Annotated in this window: 20 protein-coding genes; 5 read left to right on the forward strand and 15 right to left on the reverse strand. The window is 62.5% G+C overall.

What is annotated here, in order from left to right:
- Positions 1-18 precede the first annotated feature (18 nt).
- A complete protein-coding gene (locus tag CEW89_RS06660; protein WP_096805370.1) occupies positions 19-729 on the forward strand; it encodes a tetratricopeptide repeat protein in 711 nt (236 codons plus the stop codon).
- A 14-nt stretch (positions 730-743) separates the two neighbouring features.
- On the opposite strand, the gene CEW89_RS06665 is transcribed toward CEW89_RS06660, so the two are convergent.
- The 3 genes from CEW89_RS06665 to CEW89_RS06675 all read right to left on the reverse strand — a co-directional run bounded on the left by CEW89_RS06665 (position 744) and on the right by CEW89_RS06675 (position 2,912).
- Positions 744-1,541, reverse strand: a complete 798-nt coding sequence (locus CEW89_RS06665) for a heme-dependent oxidative N-demethylase subunit alpha family protein (RefSeq protein ID WP_096807155.1) — start codon at positions 1,539-1,541, stop codon at positions 744-746.
- 69 nt (positions 1,542-1,610) lie between these two features.
- The gene (locus tag CEW89_RS06670; protein WP_066709019.1) at positions 1,611-2,228 is read right to left on the reverse strand and encodes a flavin reductase family protein; all 618 of its coding nucleotides are present in this window, start codon (positions 2,226-2,228) and stop codon (positions 1,611-1,613) included.
- A gap of 57 nt (positions 2,229-2,285) precedes the next feature.
- Positions 2,286-2,912, reverse strand: a complete 627-nt coding sequence (locus CEW89_RS06675; protein WP_096805371.1) for a glutathione S-transferase family protein — start codon at positions 2,910-2,912, stop codon at positions 2,286-2,288.
- Between the two features lie 105 nt (positions 2,913-3,017).
- Here CEW89_RS06675 and CEW89_RS06680 point away from each other — a divergent pair, with 105 nt between their 5' ends.
- The gene (locus tag CEW89_RS06680; RefSeq protein ID WP_096805372.1) at positions 3,018-3,770 is read left to right on the forward strand and encodes a helix-turn-helix transcriptional regulator; all 753 of its coding nucleotides are present in this window, start codon (positions 3,018-3,020) and stop codon (positions 3,768-3,770) included.
- On the opposite strand, the gene arsC is transcribed toward CEW89_RS06680, so the two are convergent.
- On the reverse strand, positions 3,754-4,095 hold the full coding sequence (gene arsC / locus CEW89_RS06685; RefSeq protein WP_066709030.1) for an arsenate reductase (glutaredoxin): 342 nt from the start codon (positions 4,093-4,095) through the stop codon (positions 3,754-3,756). The genes CEW89_RS06680 and arsC overlap by 17 nt on opposite strands.
- Positions 4,096-4,456: 361 nt before the next feature.
- Here arsC and CEW89_RS06690 point away from each other — a divergent pair, with 361 nt between their 5' ends.
- Entirely contained in the window at positions 4,457-5,734 is a 1,278-nt protein-coding gene (locus CEW89_RS06690; RefSeq protein WP_066709033.1) for an O-acetylhomoserine aminocarboxypropyltransferase/cysteine synthase family protein, read from the forward strand.
- Positions 5,735-5,795: 61 nt separating this feature from the next.
- Here the strand turns inward: CEW89_RS06690 and CEW89_RS06695 are convergent, their stop codons facing one another.
- The 10 genes from CEW89_RS06695 to CEW89_RS06740 form a co-directional block, all read right to left on the reverse strand.
- Positions 5,796-6,035: a hypothetical protein gene (locus tag CEW89_RS06695; RefSeq protein WP_096805373.1), complete on the reverse strand. Its 240-nt coding sequence runs from the start codon at positions 6,033-6,035 to the stop codon at positions 5,796-5,798.
- The gene (locus tag CEW89_RS06700; RefSeq protein WP_096805374.1) at positions 6,032-6,571 is read right to left on the reverse strand and encodes a DsbE family thiol:disulfide interchange protein; all 540 of its coding nucleotides are present in this window, start codon (positions 6,569-6,571) and stop codon (positions 6,032-6,034) included. The genes CEW89_RS06695 and CEW89_RS06700 overlap by 4 nt, the downstream gene beginning before the upstream one ends.
- Positions 6,564-6,719: a heme exporter protein CcmD gene (ccmD, locus tag CEW89_RS06705; protein WP_066709038.1), complete on the reverse strand. Its 156-nt coding sequence runs from the start codon at positions 6,717-6,719 to the stop codon at positions 6,564-6,566. Before ccmD ends, CEW89_RS06700 begins: the two co-directional genes overlap by 8 nt.
- Complete coding sequence (locus CEW89_RS06710) at positions 6,716-7,462, reverse strand: heme ABC transporter permease (protein WP_066709040.1); 747 nt, start codon at positions 7,460-7,462, stop codon at positions 6,716-6,718. The genes ccmD and CEW89_RS06710 overlap by 4 nt, the downstream gene beginning before the upstream one ends.
- Positions 7,463-7,522: 60 nt before the next feature.
- Positions 7,523-8,179: a heme exporter protein CcmB gene (gene ccmB, locus CEW89_RS06715; protein WP_066709042.1), complete on the reverse strand. Its 657-nt coding sequence runs from the start codon at positions 8,177-8,179 to the stop codon at positions 7,523-7,525.
- Positions 8,176-8,796, reverse strand: a complete 621-nt coding sequence (ccmA, locus tag CEW89_RS06720; RefSeq protein WP_096805375.1) for a heme ABC exporter ATP-binding protein CcmA — start codon at positions 8,794-8,796, stop codon at positions 8,176-8,178. The genes ccmB and ccmA overlap by 4 nt, the downstream gene beginning before the upstream one ends.
- Positions 8,797-8,852: 56 nt before the next feature.
- The gene (locus tag CEW89_RS06725) at positions 8,853-9,206 is read right to left on the reverse strand and encodes an Mth938-like domain-containing protein (RefSeq protein WP_096805376.1); all 354 of its coding nucleotides are present in this window, start codon (positions 9,204-9,206) and stop codon (positions 8,853-8,855) included.
- Positions 9,207-9,286: 80 nt separating this feature from the next.
- Entirely contained in the window at positions 9,287-11,914 is a 2,628-nt protein-coding gene (secD, locus tag CEW89_RS06730) for a protein translocase subunit SecD (RefSeq protein WP_066709051.1), read from the reverse strand.
- Positions 11,915-11,990: 76 nt separating this feature from the next.
- Positions 11,991-12,317 (reverse strand): preprotein translocase subunit YajC, encoded by a 327-nt coding sequence (gene yajC, locus CEW89_RS06735; RefSeq protein WP_066709053.1) that lies wholly within the window; start codon positions 12,315-12,317, stop codon positions 11,991-11,993.
- Positions 12,318-12,454: 137 nt separating this feature from the next.
- Positions 12,455-12,853, reverse strand: a complete 399-nt coding sequence (locus tag CEW89_RS06740) for a VOC family protein (protein WP_066709056.1) — start codon at positions 12,851-12,853, stop codon at positions 12,455-12,457.
- 162 nt (positions 12,854-13,015) lie between these two features.
- On the opposite strand from CEW89_RS06740, the gene serS reads away from it, so the two are divergent.
- Both serS and CEW89_RS06750 read left to right on the forward strand, forming a co-directional pair.
- The gene (gene serS / locus CEW89_RS06745; RefSeq protein WP_096805377.1) at positions 13,016-14,308 is read left to right on the forward strand and encodes a serine--tRNA ligase; all 1,293 of its coding nucleotides are present in this window, start codon (positions 13,016-13,018) and stop codon (positions 14,306-14,308) included.
- 75 nt (positions 14,309-14,383) lie between these two features.
- A complete protein-coding gene (locus CEW89_RS06750; protein WP_096807156.1) occupies positions 14,384-15,109 on the forward strand; it encodes a hypothetical protein in 726 nt (241 codons plus the stop codon).
- Here the strand turns inward: CEW89_RS06750 and CEW89_RS06755 are convergent.
- Positions 15,084-15,986 (reverse strand): patatin-like phospholipase family protein, encoded by a 903-nt coding sequence (locus CEW89_RS06755; RefSeq protein WP_096805378.1) that lies wholly within the window; start codon positions 15,984-15,986, stop codon positions 15,084-15,086. The two genes, CEW89_RS06750 and CEW89_RS06755, sit on opposite strands and share 26 nt — an antisense overlap.
- Positions 15,987-15,991: the final 5 nt, after the last annotated feature.

Below are 15,991 nucleotides of genomic sequence, written 5' to 3' on the forward strand. Positions count from 1 at the left end.
TCCGAAAAGGAGAACGCGATGCGGATTGGAACGATCTTGGCGGGCGGGCTGATGCTTTGCGCGCAGGGGGCTTTTGCAGACTATGACACCTGTGTCGGTCTCAATGCCAATCCGCGTCCAGTCGAGGTGATCGACGCCTGCACGGTCGCGCTGGCGACAAAACTGTCGGATTATGAACGCGCAGAGGCTTTGGCCGCGCGCGGGGTGGCGTGGCGGCAACTTGGCGAAAATGGAAAATCTCTCAGGGACTTGCGACAGGCCAAACATCTTGAGCCCTCGCACAATACGCAGCGGATGCTGGCGTGGACCTGGCATGAGCTGGGCTATGACAAGACCTCGGAATGGCTTTACACGCGGGTGTTGAAAGAGGCGCCGACGATGCAGGGGTATCTATCGCGCTGTGTGGTGCGGCTTGATCTCGGCAAGTATGATCTGGCGGTTCAGGATTGCGGCGAGGCGATGGATCTCGACAGCGAAAGCGAGGACGTGACCTATTTCTACGCCCGTGCGCTGAATATGACGGAGCGCCCGCAGGTCGCGCTTGAGGTGGCGGAGCGGGGGCTGGAGTTTCATGCCAAGACCAGCGCGCGGCTTTATGTGCAAAAGGCGATTGCGCTGGTCGGTCTTGAGCGGCCGGATGAGGCGATTGCGACCGCCAAGGCTGCGCAGAAACGCTTCCCGCAGGACGAAAGCCTCGCCAAGTTTCTGGCGCTCTCCAAAGAGTGGTAATCAGACCGGATTGATCAGTCCGCGAGGCGGATCGGGCGTTCGTCCAAGGCAGCGGCCTGTTCCGGGCTCAGCGCTTCGGGCAGCACCACCTGCGTGTGGATGGTAAACACCACCGCGCGGCTCTCCGGCAGGCGCACGAGGCTTTGGCGTTCGACACGGATATATTTCGAAGTGTTCGTGCCATGGCGCAGCTCGCCCTCGGACCGCGGATCGCAGAGATGCGCATCGGAGCGCGAGGCGGTGCCGCGCATCAAGCCGCGCCCGACCTGCACGCCGTTCATCATCCGTTGCACGCGCGTAGCAAGATCGGGAGTGTAGGCTTCGATGGGTTGGTGAATGCGTAGCATCGGCTTCATGAATTTCTGCGGCAGGCGCCACCCGGAGGGAAAACACAGCGCCGCGCCGGTCAACACGCTCTCATCGGTTGCACCGCTCGGATCGGGCTGCATCAGGCAGATGTCGCATTGCAGCAGACGCCCCATAGTGTGCATCGGTGCCTCGCGGTCCAGGGCCACGGCGACACCATCTGGGCGGATCGCCTCTGTCTCCGACATCCCGAAGCCAAGCCCCGGCAACAGCCCGAGCAGCAACTCGAACAGCTCCAGTGCTGCGGGCCGGGCACTTTCATCGAGAGCCACAACCTCCTCCGGCGTCGTCAGGATCAGGTGGTCGCGGAGCGCCATTTGCGCGCCGTAAGCCGTATCGACTTCAAGCCAGTCGGAAAGTTCAAACGGGATCACCCCCGGCAACCGCGCCGTGCGCGGGTCGGCCCAGGGGGCAAAGCTCAATTTTGTCTGTAGAATCGGGTCCATGACAGAATGCTGCGCCGGAATTCCACGCATCGGAAGGGGCCAGAGAGGCGTATCCCTGAGGCCAGCTCCTCAGCTCTTGAAAACCGCCTCCAAATCCGGCGCGGTGAGCACGAACTGATCGTCGGAGCCTACGTAATTGTCACCATGCAGGCGCGCGATGGGCCGGTAGACCTCCGGGTTCACATAATGCCCCTCGGCATCGAGACAGTCACGCCGCACATGCATCTGCACCACCCCGCCGATCACCAGAACCCGGTTCGGCCAGTCGAGCAGACGTTCGGTGCGGCATTCGAACACACAGGCGGCGCCCTTGATTTTCGGCGCGGAAATCATTGTACAAGGCTCGGTCTCGACGGCAGCCAAAGCCAGTTCATCGACGCCCGAAGGCACCGGCAGCCCGGCGATCAGCATGGCCTCGGACAGCGCCATATCCACCATGTGAATGGCGAATTCGCCGGTGCGGCGGATGTTGGCAGCGGTGTCCTTTTCCTGTTCGGGTTTGGACGCGATGCCAAGCACCAGAAGCGGCGGCTCAGACGACATTACGTTGAAAAAACTCATGGGGGCCGCGTTATACGAACCGTCCGCGTTCACCGTCGTGACCAAGGCGATCGGTCGCGGCCCGACGAAATTCGTGAGCAACCGGTAGCGGTCGCGGGCGGGAAGCGTGGTAAAATCGAACTGCATCTCATGTCTCTCTGACCGGGGTACGGCCAGAGAAACAGAGAGCCACGCGAATGTCCATCAGGCCGGGGCAAGCCCCATCTCTTCTGCGGACCTGGCATCGAATTCCATGGACCGCGCGATGCAAGGCTGAGCCGCACAGCGCGCCACCCAGTCGCGGATTGCGGGCACATCGGGCGTGGCCTCGGGGAACCATAGAAACGGCGAAGCGATCAGCAGGTCGGCGACACTGTTGCGGTCGCCCAAAAGGAACGCCCACCCATCGAGGCCGGCCGCCAGATAGGCAACGGCCTCCGGCATGCCCCGGAATGATGCGCTCAGAACCGGATGGGAGAGCCCGGCGAGCCGATGCATATAGACCGGCTCCAGAACATTGCCGTACCAGAACAGCCAGCTCAGATAAGCCCCCCGCCCCGGCGCGCCGACCTCGGGTGCAAGATCGGAGGGAAACCGGTCGGTGAGATAGAGCAGGATCGCATTGCTTTCCCGGATCATCTCGCCTTCCTCCGTGACCAGAAGCGGCACCTTGCCCTCGGGATGCGGATTGTTCGGATCGCGCGCGCCAGAGCCATCCTGACGCGGGATGTCGGTGAGCCGGATGTCGACCCGGTCGAGCGCGTCGAGCGCCATGAGCAGGGTGACGATCCGCGAACTGCGGCTGTTCGGAGCGTGGTACAGGGTCAACATGGGAGATCCTTTCAAGACTATGCAACTGCGGCGGATCATGGCAGGCTCCTGCTGTCAGAAACCGTCAGCAGGGCTCTGGCATCTTTGGCTGTGAAAGGGGGCCACATGGCCAAGTCGGATCGTCTGTTTCGCCTGATGCATCTCATGCGCAGCCTGCGCCCGCCGGTGACGGCCGGCGATCTGGCGCGGGAACTGGGCGTGTCGCAACGCACGCTCTATCGCGACATCGGCGCGCTTCGGGCCTCGGGTGCGCGAATCGAGGGGGAGGCGGGTTTCGGCTATACGCTGACAGAAGATTATGCCCTGCCGCCGCAGAGCCTGAGCCAGATCGAGATCGAAGCGCTGGTGCTTGGCCTCTCGGAGGTGCGGCTGCGCGGCGACCCCGCTCTGTCAGAGGCGGCGCGCAATGCTTTGGCGAAAATTACGGCGAGTTTGCCCGAGGAAAAGCGTGCACAAATCGAACATTCTGTGGGGTTGGTCCACCGGTATTTGCCACAAAAACAGTACGAAGCCGACCTTTCCCTGATCCGACAAGCCTGCTGGCAGGAACGTGCGCTCCGGCTGGGCTATCGGGATCGGCAGGGCCGGGAAACCCTGCGGGAGATCTGGCCGCTGGCCATTGTCTATCTCGACAAGGAGCTGATGCTGCTGGCCCATTGTCGGTTACGCGACGCGTTTCGGCAGTTTCTTGTCGGTTCGATCCTGTCGCTCGACTGGGGGCAGACATCCTTTCGCCCGCGGCGGGTGCCGATGCTGCGCGACTATCTTGCAGAGCTTCGCTCCCGCCATGAGATCTCGCCCTATTGTGAAGAAGGCCGCCAGATGATGGCCGAGAAAGAGATTACAGCACCGCCTTGACGGCCTCCGGCGGGCGACCGAGCGCCACGCCCTTGTCGCTTTCCACCACCGGACGCTCCATCAGCCGGGGATGCGCCGCAATCGCGTCCAGAATCGCCTCCGGATCGGAGGATGCGGTAATCCCGAGTTCCTTGGCCTCCGCCTCTTTCGCCCGCAGAAAGGCGCTGACCGGCAGGCCGGAATGTGCCACCAGTTCCGCAAGTTTCTCCCGAGACACCGGTGTCTCCAGATAAAGCACCACTTCGGGGCTGATCCCCGCCGCCTCGATCAGTTTCAGCGTTTCGCGCGATTTCGAACAGCGGGGATTGTGATAGATGCGTGTCATTTCGACCTCTTTTCCGGGGCGGTCCTCCCGTCCCAAGCCCTTTGGAACAAAGAAGAAACAGAATGTTTCCGGTCTGCCCCCGATTCAAATGATGTTCGATTAACCTTTAGCGCCTATTTCTACCGGCATGAAACAGATCTTTGCCGACATTCCTCTTCCCGCGACGGAACTCCTGCTGCTCCTGTGCTTCTTCATCGTGATGATGATCGTCTGATGCGTCGCGCGAAATGCGCCGCGAACCATGTGGCACGCCCCGTGCCAGTCACATCCCCGCCTCATAATCTTCCTGAACAGTCTGACGGTTGAAACCCTCCCACCCCGGGCGTAATGTCGCAGGGATTTTTCGATTTGGGAGGACAAGATGTCCGAGAAAAAACAAGGCTTTGACACCATTCAGGTGCATGCGGGCACGGCCCCCGATCCGGCCACCGGCGCGCGTCAGGTGCCGATTTATCAAACCACCGCCTATGTGTTCAAGGACGCCAAGCACGCGGCGCGCCTCTTCAATCTCGAAGAGGTCGGCTATATCTATTCCCGCCTGACCAACCCGACGATCTCCGCCTTGCAAAATCGCATGGCGGCGCTCGAGGGCGGTGCCGGCGCCGTGTGCTGTTCCTCCGGTCACGCCGCGCAGATCATGGCGCTTTTCCCGCTGATGGCGCCGGGCAAGAACATCGTCGCCTCGACCCGGCTCTACGGTGGCACGCTCACCCAGTTCACCCAGACCTTCAAACGCTTCGGCTGGTCGGCGACCTTCGTCGATTTCGACGATTTCGACGCGGTGCGCGCGGCCATTGACGAGAACACCCAGGCGATCTTCTGCGAAAGCCTTGCCAACCCGTCGGGAGCGATCATGGATCTCGACGCGCTGGCCGAGATTGCCGACACGGCAGGGATTCCGCTGATTGTCGACAACACCTCGGCGACACCCTACCTGTGCCGCCCGATCGAGCATGGCGCGACCCTTGTCGTGCATTCGATGACGAAATTCCTCACTGGCAACGGCACCGTGACCGGCGGCTGTGTCATCGACAGCGGCAAGTTCGACTGGGCAGCCTCCGGCAAGTTCCCGTCACTCTCCGAACCGGAACCCGCCTATCACGGTCTTGATTTCCAAGACACTTTCGGTCCGCTCGCCTTCACGTTCCATGGCATCGCCGTGGGCCTCCGCGATCTTGGTATGACGCTCAACCCGCAGGCGGCGCATTACACGCTGATGGGAATCGAAACCCTGTCGCTGCGCATGCAGAAACACGTCCAGAACGCGCGGGAGATTGCAAACTGGCTCGAAGGCGACGACCGTGTCGAGGCGGTGACCTATTCCGGCCTGCCCTCCTCGCCCTATTATGATCGGATGACCCGGATCTGTCCGCGCGGCGCCGGGGCGCTGTTCACCGTGGCCTTGAAGGGCGGCTATGACGCCTGTGTTCAGACCGTGTCGAAACTCGAGCTGTTCTCCCATGTGGCCAATCTCGGCGACACCCGCTCGCTGATCATTCACCCGGCCTCGACAACCCACAGCCAGTTGACACCTGAAGACCAGGTCAAAGCCGGCGCCGGTCCGAACATCCTGCGCCTGTCGATCGGGATCGAGGATGCCAACGATCTCATTGCCGATCTGGATCAGGCGCTGAGCTGATCCCTGCATCCCGGGAAAACTGCAAAACCCGCCGGAGTTCGGCGGGTTTTTCTTTGTGCACTCATGCGGACTGCACGCGGGACAATCGCCACCCGATCCAGATGATCGACAAAGCGATGAAGAGCAGCACCCAGAACGGCCAGAAGATGAACACGATCATGATCATGGCGCCGGTAGTTTGCGAACATCCCGTCGTGTTCATGCCGCAGCCCATGGCGATCAGCCAATATGTCCCATAGGCGATCAGCGGGATCAGAACCGCACCGAACACCATGAGGAAGGCGCCAAACCTCTGTTTCACTCCGCCGCCTTCGCGATCTCCGGCTTGATATATTTCTCCGCGATCTCCGCGGTGATCGGCCCGGCGAAGCGGTAGGCGATCTTGCCCTCGCCGTCGATGATATAGGTCTCCGGCACACCGTAGACGCCCCATTCCAGCGCCGTGCGGCCCGGTTCGTCCTGCGCGATGGCGGCATAGGGATTGCCAAGTTCACCAAGGAATTTCAGGGCGTTGGCGGCCTCGTCCTTGTAATTGATGCCATAGATCGTGATGCCCTCCTCGGCCAGCACCTCGAGTTGCGGGTGTTCGACCCGGCAGGGCGCGCACCACGAGGCCCAATAGTTCACCAGCTTGACCTTGCCGTCGCGCAGCATCTCGTCGGTGAGCGGCGGCAGCTCGCCCAGCGGTGTCACCGAGGCGATGGAGGGCGCATCGCGACCGATCTGCGAGCTTGGCAATTGCTGCGCGTCCTCACGCCCCATGCCGAACATAAACAGGCCTGCGAGACCGGCAAAGAACACCAGCGGCAGGGCAACGAGAGGATTGATCTTAGCCATGGTTGCGGCGCTCCTCGGCCTCTTTCAAAAGACGTTTCATTTTCGCGGAGCGCGCCAGAGAGCGCCAGATCAGCGCTGCCAAGAGCAGCAGGGTCACCCCATAGGCCATCAGGACATCGCCCGCGTATTTCCCAAGATCCGGCATCATTGCTGCGCCCTTTCCCGCATGTCCAGCGCGTGCAGACGGCGCGCACGGATTTCGGTCCGGGTCCGCAGCAGCACGAGCGTGATGAACAACAACACGAACCCCGCAATTGCCACCAGCGCCGGATACCAATAGACATCTGCCACGTTTTCTTCGGCGTCCATCGAAAGCGAAGCGCCCTGGTGAAGCCCTTGATTCCAAAAGAGAACCGCATAGCGCGACAGGATCGCAAACACCGAACCGACAAGGCAGAGCACGGAGGTCAGATCGGCCGCTGTGTCCGGGTTATCAATCGCCTCCCAAAGCGCCATATAGCCGAGATAGAACAGCAGCAGGATCAGAAACGAGGTCAGCCGCGGGTCCCACTCCCAATAGGTGCCCCACATCGGCTTGCCCCAGATCGCCCCGGTGAACAATGCGATCAGCGTCATCGTCATGCCGATGGCGGCGGCAGATTTGGCGGCCAAGGCCGACACATGGTGCCGCCGCACGATCCAGATCAGCGAGGCCACCAACATCATCGCCCAGATGTTGATCGCCATCATCGCGGAGGGCACATGGAGGTAGAAAATCTTCACCGTCGCGCCTTGGCGATAGTCATCGGGGGTGAAGAAAAAGCCCCAGACCAGCCCGGAGGTCAGGACCAGAGCCGCCAGAACCGCGAAATAGGGCAGCGCCCGGTCGGTCCACCACATGAATTTCCGTGGATTTGCCCATTCCCAGAAGGCATTCCAGTTGATGGCCATAAGCTGTCTCTCTCCCCAATGATCCGCGCCAGCCTAAGCGGAAGCGCGACACATCTCAACTCACCTTAAAGCGACACGAATGGCCGCCGCTGCGGCAAAGGGCAGCAAGGCCACGGCCCCGAGCGTGATCCCCGCCTGCATCGCAAGCGGCGTTCCGACCAGAAAGCCCCCGGCCCCGCGCCGAACCACTTCGGCGCCGAAAATCAGCGTCGGAATATAGAGCGGCAGGACCAGAAGGCTCAAAAGCAGCCCGCCGCGTTTCAACCCCACGGTCAGCGCCGCCCCGAAGGCTCCGATGAAGGACAGCGCGGGTGTCCCGATCAAAAGCGTGACGATCAGCCAGCGATAGGCGGCGCTGTCGAGATGCAGCAACAGCCCGAGCGCGGGCGCGGCGATCACCAAGGGCAGACCCGTGGTGATCCAATGGGCAAATGCCTTCATCGCGACGACACCCTCGAGCGGGATCGGTGCCGTGGCTAGGAGATCCAGCGAACCGTCCTCGAAATCGAGCGCGAAAATGCGGTCGAGCGACAGCAGACAGGCGAGAAGCGCACCGACCCAGAGAATGCCCGGCGCAATGGCCGAAAGCATCTCCGCATTCGGCCCGACACCGAAGGGCACCAGAGTGACAAGGATCAGGAAAAACCCGAGGCCAAGGCCGAAGCCGCCGCCCGAACGAAACGCCAGGGTGATGTCACGCCAGAACAGCCGGATCATAGGAAACTCTCGTCAAAATCGTTGCGAATGACATCGTGGCGCGCCTTGTAGGGCGTCACGTCGAACACGGTTTCCTCGAAGCCGAGATGAATATGCGTCGCGATCACCGCCGCGCCGCCACCGTCCACATGGCCCTTCACAGCCTTGGCGAAAAGCTCGACGGAAGCAACATCGAGCGACACGGTCGGCTCGTCCAGCACCCAGACCGGACGTCCGGTGACCATGAGCCGCGCGAGCCCGAGACGGCGTTTCTGCCCGGCGGACAGGTTCCCGGCCGGCCGGTCACGCAAGGTCTCGAGATTGAAATCCCGCAACGCCGGCGCAATGTCCTGCCCACCATAGACACCGGCCCAGAAGGCAAGGTTTTCCGAGACGGTCAACGTCGCCTTCAGCCCGTCCGCATGGGCCGCATAGGCCACCGCATCGGGCGCAGCCTCGACCGTTCCGGCATAGGGCGGCTGAAGGCGCGCGAGGGTGCGCAGCAGTGTGGTCTTGCCCGCCCCGTTCGGCCCGCGCAGCACAAGAATTTCTCCCGGCGAGACGGCGAAATTCAGCCCTTCGAGGACCGGCATGCCGCCCCGGGAGACGGTCATATCTTTGACGGAAATCAAACTCATGGGCGCCTTTTTACAGCGATTCTAATATTTCGACCTGACGTGTGTCAAAGCCCGGCTCAAACCGGCAGCAACGCGACCGCGACGCGGCGCCCCTCTGAGGCCAGCACATTATAGGTCCGCGCCGCCGTGGGCGTGGCCATATGCTCAAGCCCCAACCCCGCCGCGTCCATCGGCGCGCGGAAGGCTTGCGGCAGATGGGTCATCTCCGCACCGGTGCCGACGATGACGAAATCGACCCTCGCGCGGATTTCCAGCAACGCTTCGGTGTCGGCATAACCGCCCCAGGGGATCACCTGTTCGCCACAGATCAGCACCGCCCCCTCATAGACCTTGCCGCCGACACGAAACATGTTCGGCCCGTAACCATCGACCGGCACGGCATCCTGAAACGGCATCTCGTTGAACTGCATGGCGCTCTCCTCTTGCGAAAAGGCCCGCGACACGCGCGAGCCTCTCCTTTGTGCTTAAAATACTCAATCCCGCGCGCGCGTCAAACCGCACTGCCGTCGGTCTGAATGCCCGGCGCGGGCTCTTTCTTGTCCCAGTCGCGTTTGACGCCGAGCCACAACAGGATGTTGGAGGCAACAAACACCGACGACCAGGTCCCGACCACGACGCCAAGCGTCATCGCGAAGACAAAGCCCCGGATCACATCGCCACCCAGCACCAGAAGCGCAATCAGCGCGATCAGCGTGGTGCCGGAGGTCATCACGGTCCGCGACAGGGTCTCGTTAATCGACATGTTGAGCACGCCGCCGAGGTCCATCTTCTTGTATTTGCGCAGGTTCTCGCGGACCCGGTCGAACACCACCACGGTGTCGTTGAGCGAGTAGCCGACGATGGTCAGAAGCGCTGCGATTATGGTGAGGTCGAACTGAATGCCGAAGAGGGCAAACACCCCGATGGTGATCGCCACGTCATGCACGAGCGCCACCACGGCGCCGACGGCAAACTGCCATTCGAAGCGCAGCCAGATATAGAACAGCACGGCGGCGATGGCGGCAGCCACGGCCTCGACCGCAGTCCAGATCAGCTCGCCCGAGACCTTCGGCCCGACGGATTCGACGGAGGGGAAGGTGATCGAGGGATCGACCGTTTTCAACGCATCCTCGACCATCTGCACGGTTTCCGGCGTGATCGCCTCGACCTCGTCCTGGGCCTGAATGCGGATTTGCGACACATGCTGGTTCTCGGCGAAATTCGGATCATAGACCTCGGTGATCGACACATCGCCAAGGCCGAGCGTCGAGAGCGCGGCACGATATTCGCCGACATCGACGGCGGATTCGGACTGGGTCCGGATCGTGGTGCCGCCCTTGAAGTCGATGCCGAAATTGAGCCCCAGAGAGATGAAGGACACCAGCGCCACCGCGACCATGACGGCGGAGAAGCCGAAGGTTATCCTGGCTCGTTTGAAGAAATCAATCGCGGTGTCGGCAGGCACGAGATGCACCCCCTTGAGCGTCCAGCCCTTGCGGTTCTTGCGCCCGTACCACATCACGACCATCGCACGCGTCACATAGATCGCGGTGAAGACCGAGGTGATCAGACCCAAAGCCAGCGTCACGGCAAAGCCCTTGACCGGACCGGAGCCCATGACGAACAGGATCGCGGCGGTGATGAAGGTGGTGATGTTGGCGTCGACAATGGCCGACAGCGCCTTTTCATAGCCAAGCTCGATCGCCCGCGCGGTGGACTTCGAATTCTTCAGCTCCTCACGGATGCGCTCAAAAATCAGCACGTTGGCGTCCACGGCCATCCCGACCGTCAGCACGATCCCGGCGATACCCGGCAGGGTCAAGGTGGCCCCGATGGAAGACAGAAGCCCGAACAACAGCCCGACGTTGATGATCAACGCGATATTGGCGAAGATCCCGAAGAGGCCATAGGCCAGCGCCATAAAGATCAGCACGGCGGCAAAGGCGACCATGGTCGCGATCTTACCGGCCTCGATGCTGTCGGCACCGAGCTCCGGCCCGATGGTGCGTTCTTCGAGGAAGTTGATCTTGGCCGGAAGCGCACCGGCACGCAGCAGAACCGACAACTCGGTCGATTCCTCGACAGTGAAGGAGCCGGTGATCTGGCCGGAGCCGCCCCGGATCGCGTCCTGAATGCGCGGCGCGGAGATCACTTCGTTATCGAGCACGATGGCGAACAGCGCGCCGACATTGGCGGCGGTATAATCGCCGAACTTGCGCGCGCCGGTCGGGTTGAACCGGAAGGTCACCGAAGGTCGCCCGTTCTGGTCGAAGGCCGGTTGGCTGTCGGTCAACTCGTCGCCGGAGACCACGGCGGTCTGTTCGAGAATGTAATAGATGCCCGGCTCATTGACCGAAGGCGCGATGAAATTGCGCGCGCCGGGGGCCTCATCCGGGTTGGTGGTGCGGCCCACGACCGGGTTGAAGGTCAGCTTCGCGGTGGTGCCGATCAGCGATTTCAACTCGGCGGCGGACCCGATGCCCGGCACCTGAATGAGAATGCGGTCCTCGCCCTGACGCTGGATCGTCGGCTCGCGGGTGCCGACCTCGTCGACCCGGCGGCGAATGATCTCCAGCGATTGCTGCATGGTACGGTCGTCCGTGGCGGCTTTTTCCGCCTCGGACAGCTCGACCGTGATCACATCGTTGACGGCAGAGACCGCGATGTCCTTTTCGCCCGCAGCGGTCAGCGACACCACCGGCGTGCCGAGCTTGCGCACGGTCGCCAGAGCGGTTTCCATGCCGGAAGCCTCGGAAATGCGGATGCGGAGCTGGCCTGCGGGCGCGTCCAGACGACGGATCGTGCCCACCGTGTCGCGCTCGTCGCGCAGCGCGTCACGCACCTCCGGCCAGAGCGCATCCATGCGCGAAGCATAGACCTCTTCCACCTGCACTTCGCCCAGAAGATGCGCGCCGCCGCGCAGGTCGAGACCGAGGTTCACAAGCGAGGACGGCAGGTAGGACGGCCAGGCATCGCGCGCCGCGGCCCGCTCCGGGGTTTCGCCGGACTTCTCAATCGCCGCGATGGCGTCGTTATGCCCCTCGACCCGCGGATAGAACGCGTTGGGCAAGGCGGCGAGAAGACCGAGGGCCACGAGCCCCCAGATGACGATCCGTTTCCAGAGAGGCATTTGCAACATGGGAATGTCCTGAGACGTCTTTCAAAAGGGAAAGGCCCGCGCGGGTGGCGGGCCTTGTATATTCACGCGTGCGCGATCAGCTTTCCGCGACAGGTTCGGTTTTCGACACCACGGCGCTCAACGTGGCTTTCTGCACCTTCACCTTCACGCCCTCGGCGATCTCGACCTCGACGAACCCGTCTTCACGCACCTTGGCGACCTTGCCCATGATGCCACCGGCGGTCACAACCTCGTCGCCACGGCGCACGGCTTCGATCATTGCCTTGTGCTCTTTCATTTTCTTCTGCTGCGGGCGGATCATCAGGAAATACATGATCGCGAAGATCAGGATCAGCGGCGCGAAAGACATCACCGGGTTGGGGGAAGCACCTGCGGCCTGCGCATAGGCGGGGGTCACGAACATCTGTTGGTCCTTTGTGTCACTTGTGTGTTTCTCGGAGGGTGACCCTTGCCACCCCATGAAAGTCGCCGCGCACCCTATAGGCGGGATTTGGCCTTGTCCAGCCGGGCCCGACCTTAGGTCACGCGCTCGTTAGAGGGTTACTTGAACCGCCCGCCGCGCTGAATCACTTCGATCTTGTAGCCGTCCGGGTCGGTGATGAAAAAGAACTTTGCCACACGGGTTCCGGCGGGGGCGAAATCGACGATCTTGCCGGGGGCAAGCCCTGCCGCGTCCATCCGCGCATGTTCGGCGTCCAGATCCTCGACCGACACCGCGAAATGCCCGTAGCCATTGCCGAGATCGTAAGGCTCCGTGGTGCCCTTGTTGATCGTCAGCTCAAGTTCGAACTCCGAAAGCGGGTTCGACATATAGATCAGCGCGAAATCCGGGAAATCGAGCTTGTCGGCCACCGTGAGCCCAAAGGCCGCCTCGTAAAACGCAACAGACCGCCCCTCGTCGAGCACGCGGATACAGGTGTGGATGGCTTTGGCTGGCATAGGCTCCCTCATCTTCCGTTTCCCGTTAGATGTGTGCAAACAGCCCTGAGAGCAAGGGGGCAAGACGGAATACAAGCGTGGATTGTCCCAAATCCCCCTTCCCTCCTCTCTTCCCCTGTTGCATAACCGCGCCCAAACCAACCAACCCCGAGGACCAGTCCGATGCATGACATCAAGGCCATTCGCGAAAACCCCGAAGCGTTCGACGCTGCCATGAACCGCCGTGGCTTGTCCGGGGTGTCGTCCGAGCTTCTGGCCCTCGATGCCGACCGCCGCGCCAAAATTGCCGCCGCAGAAGAGGCCAAGGCTGAGCAGAACAAAGCCTCGAAAGAGGTCGGTGCCGCCAAGGCGAAAGGCGACGAGGCCGAGTTCGAGCGCCTGCGCGCGCTGGTCGCCGAGAAAAAGGCCGAGATCGCCCGTCTGAACGACGAGGCCAAGGAAGAGGACGCGCGCCTCGCCGAGATGCTGATGGCGCTGCCGAACGTACTCTACGAAGACGTGCCGGTCGGCGCGGACGAGAACGACAACGTGGAAATCCACCGCTGGGGCACGCCCGCCGCCTTCGATTTCACCCCGAAAGAGCATTACGAGCTGGCCAGTGTCGTCAAAGGCATGGATTTCGAGTCCGGCGCCAAACTCTCCGGTGCGCGCTTCGTCGTGCTCAAAGGCGCGGTCGCGCGCATTCACCGGGCGCTGGCGCAATTCATGCTCGACACCCATGTCGACAAGCATGAGCTGACCGAAGCGATCACGCCGGTGCTCGTGCGCGAAGAGATGATGTACGGCACGGGGCAATTGCCGAAATTCGGTGAGGACAGCTATAAAACCACCAATGGCTGGTGGCTGATCCCGACCGCCGAAGTGACGCTCACCAACCTCGTCAATGGCGAGACGGTGAACGAGGCCGATCTGCCGATGCGCTATGCCGCGCACACCCAATGTTTCCGCTCGGAGGCGGGTTCCGCGGGCCGCGACACCGCCGGCATGCTGCGCCAGCACCAGTTCGAAAAGGTCGAAATGGTCTCCATCGTCCATCCGAACGACAGCGAGGCCGAACACGCCCGCATGACCACGCAGGCCCAGAACATCTTGGAAGCGCTGAACCTGCCCTACCGCACCGTCAAGCTCTGCGACGGCGACATGGGCTTTGGCATGAAGCGCACCCATGACATCGAGGTCTGGCTGCCCGGTCAGGACAAATACCGCGAAATCTCCTCGGTCTCGACCGCAGGCGATTATCAAGCCCGCCGCATGAACGCCCGGTTCAAACCGAAGGACGGCGGCAAGCCCGAATTCGTCCATACGCTGAACGGCTCCGGCCTCGCAGTGGGGCGCTGCCTGATCGCAGTCCTGGAAAACGGCCAGAATGCCGACGGCTCCGTCACCCTGCCCGACGTGCTCTCGCGCTACCTGAACGGCAAGTTGACGCTCACCGCCGAAGGGCAACTCGTCTGAGTTTCCTTTGCTGCGAAAAATACTCAAAACAAACGGCGCCCTTTCCGGCGCCGTTTGTCGTTCTATATCAGCGCCATGACCAAGACACGCCTCATCGCCCTCCTTCACCTTCTCGCCGCGCTGGCCTTTGCCATCGCCGGGCCTTTGCTCGCCCCCGATTTTCGTGGCTATGACCCGAATGCCTTCCCGATCCCGCAGGGCGACGCACCCGTCGGCCCCGCGGGCTATGCGTTTTCGATCTGGGGCGTGATCTATCTCTGGCTCATCGTCTCCGCAGCCATCGGTCTCAAACGTCACGATGCCCCCGACTGGGCGCCCATGCGCCCGCCGCTCATCCTGGCGCTGGTGATCGGCACGCCCTGGCTGACCATCGCCACGATGAACCCGGTAATCGCGACCGGGATGATCTTCCTGATGCTGGGCTGCGCCATGCTCGCAATGGTCCGCGCCCCCGTGCTCGATCCCTGGCTCGCCCGCGCGCCCACGGCCCTGTTCGCGGGCTGGCTCACCGCCGCCTCTTTCGCCTCTCTGGGCTATATCGGCGCAGGCTATGGCGTGGTGTTCAATGATGTCGGCTGGGCGTACCTGTGCCTCATCGGCGCGCTGATCGTCGCGATATACGGCACCCGCCTGCGCCCCGACGCCCCGCTTTACCCGTTCGGCACCGCCTGGGCGCTCATTGCCATCGTCGTCAAGAACTGGGGCTCAGAATGGGGCGTTGCAGCACTCGCTGGATTGGGAGCGGTCCTGCTTCTTTTCCTGAGTTTCAAAACACTCAAGCGACAGAACACACCCGCCTGAGCAGATTCTCATGGTCTCGAACCATGCGAAACCCGTCGTGGATTGCCTTTTTCGCCTCGTGGAAATCCAGCACCGTCATCGACGAAAGCTCCGCAGAGAGCAGAACCTGCGGCGGTTCGCCCGCCATACGCGCACGGCGGATGTGATCGGTCATGATGTCGACCGTGGTAGAGAGCACATCGAGATAACCCGGTGCAGGCGGCGTGTCCGGCGCCGACGGCGTCGGCAAGAGCCCCTTGAGCGCCTCCGGCAAGCGAGCCTGAAACGCCGAGAGACCGGCGCTCGGAACACGTGCGTCGGGCGCCCGCCAAAGCGTCCCGTCGAGCCGCGCGTTCGGGTTCACCGCGATCACCAAATCCGCCCCCATGGCCCGCGCCAGAGACACCGGCACCGGGTTCACCATGCCCCCATCCAGAAGCCACTTGCCCTGATGATAGAGCGGCGAGATGACGCCCGGCATCGCCGCAGACGCCCGCACCGCCCGGTCGAGCGGCCCGTCCTGCAACCAGACCTCGCGCCCGGTCTCGAGATCGGTCGCCACGGCGGCAAACGGATGATCGAGCTCTTCGATGCGCTTCGGCAGGCCGAGCCTGTCGATCAGCGTCATGATTTCCCGCGCCTCAACCAGACCGCCGCCGGAGAAGCGCAGGTCCACCAGCGACAGGAACGAACGCCGTGTGATGGAGCGCGCCCAGTCTTCGAGCGCATCGAGACGCCCCCCCGCGTAGATTGCTCCTACGAGCGCCCCCATGGAGCAGCCGGCTATGACATCCGGGCGGATACCGATCTCGGCCAGCCCGCGCAACACGCCGATGTGGCAAAACCCACGCGCGCCTCCGGATCCCAGGGCCAGTCCGATCTTCGGGCGTCTGGACATGTCTA

Origin of the sequence: Celeribacter ethanolicus (assembly GCF_002407265.1) — a bacterium.
GTDB classification, from domain to species: Bacteria; Pseudomonadota; Alphaproteobacteria; order Rhodobacterales; family Rhodobacteraceae; genus Celeribacter; species Celeribacter ethanolicus.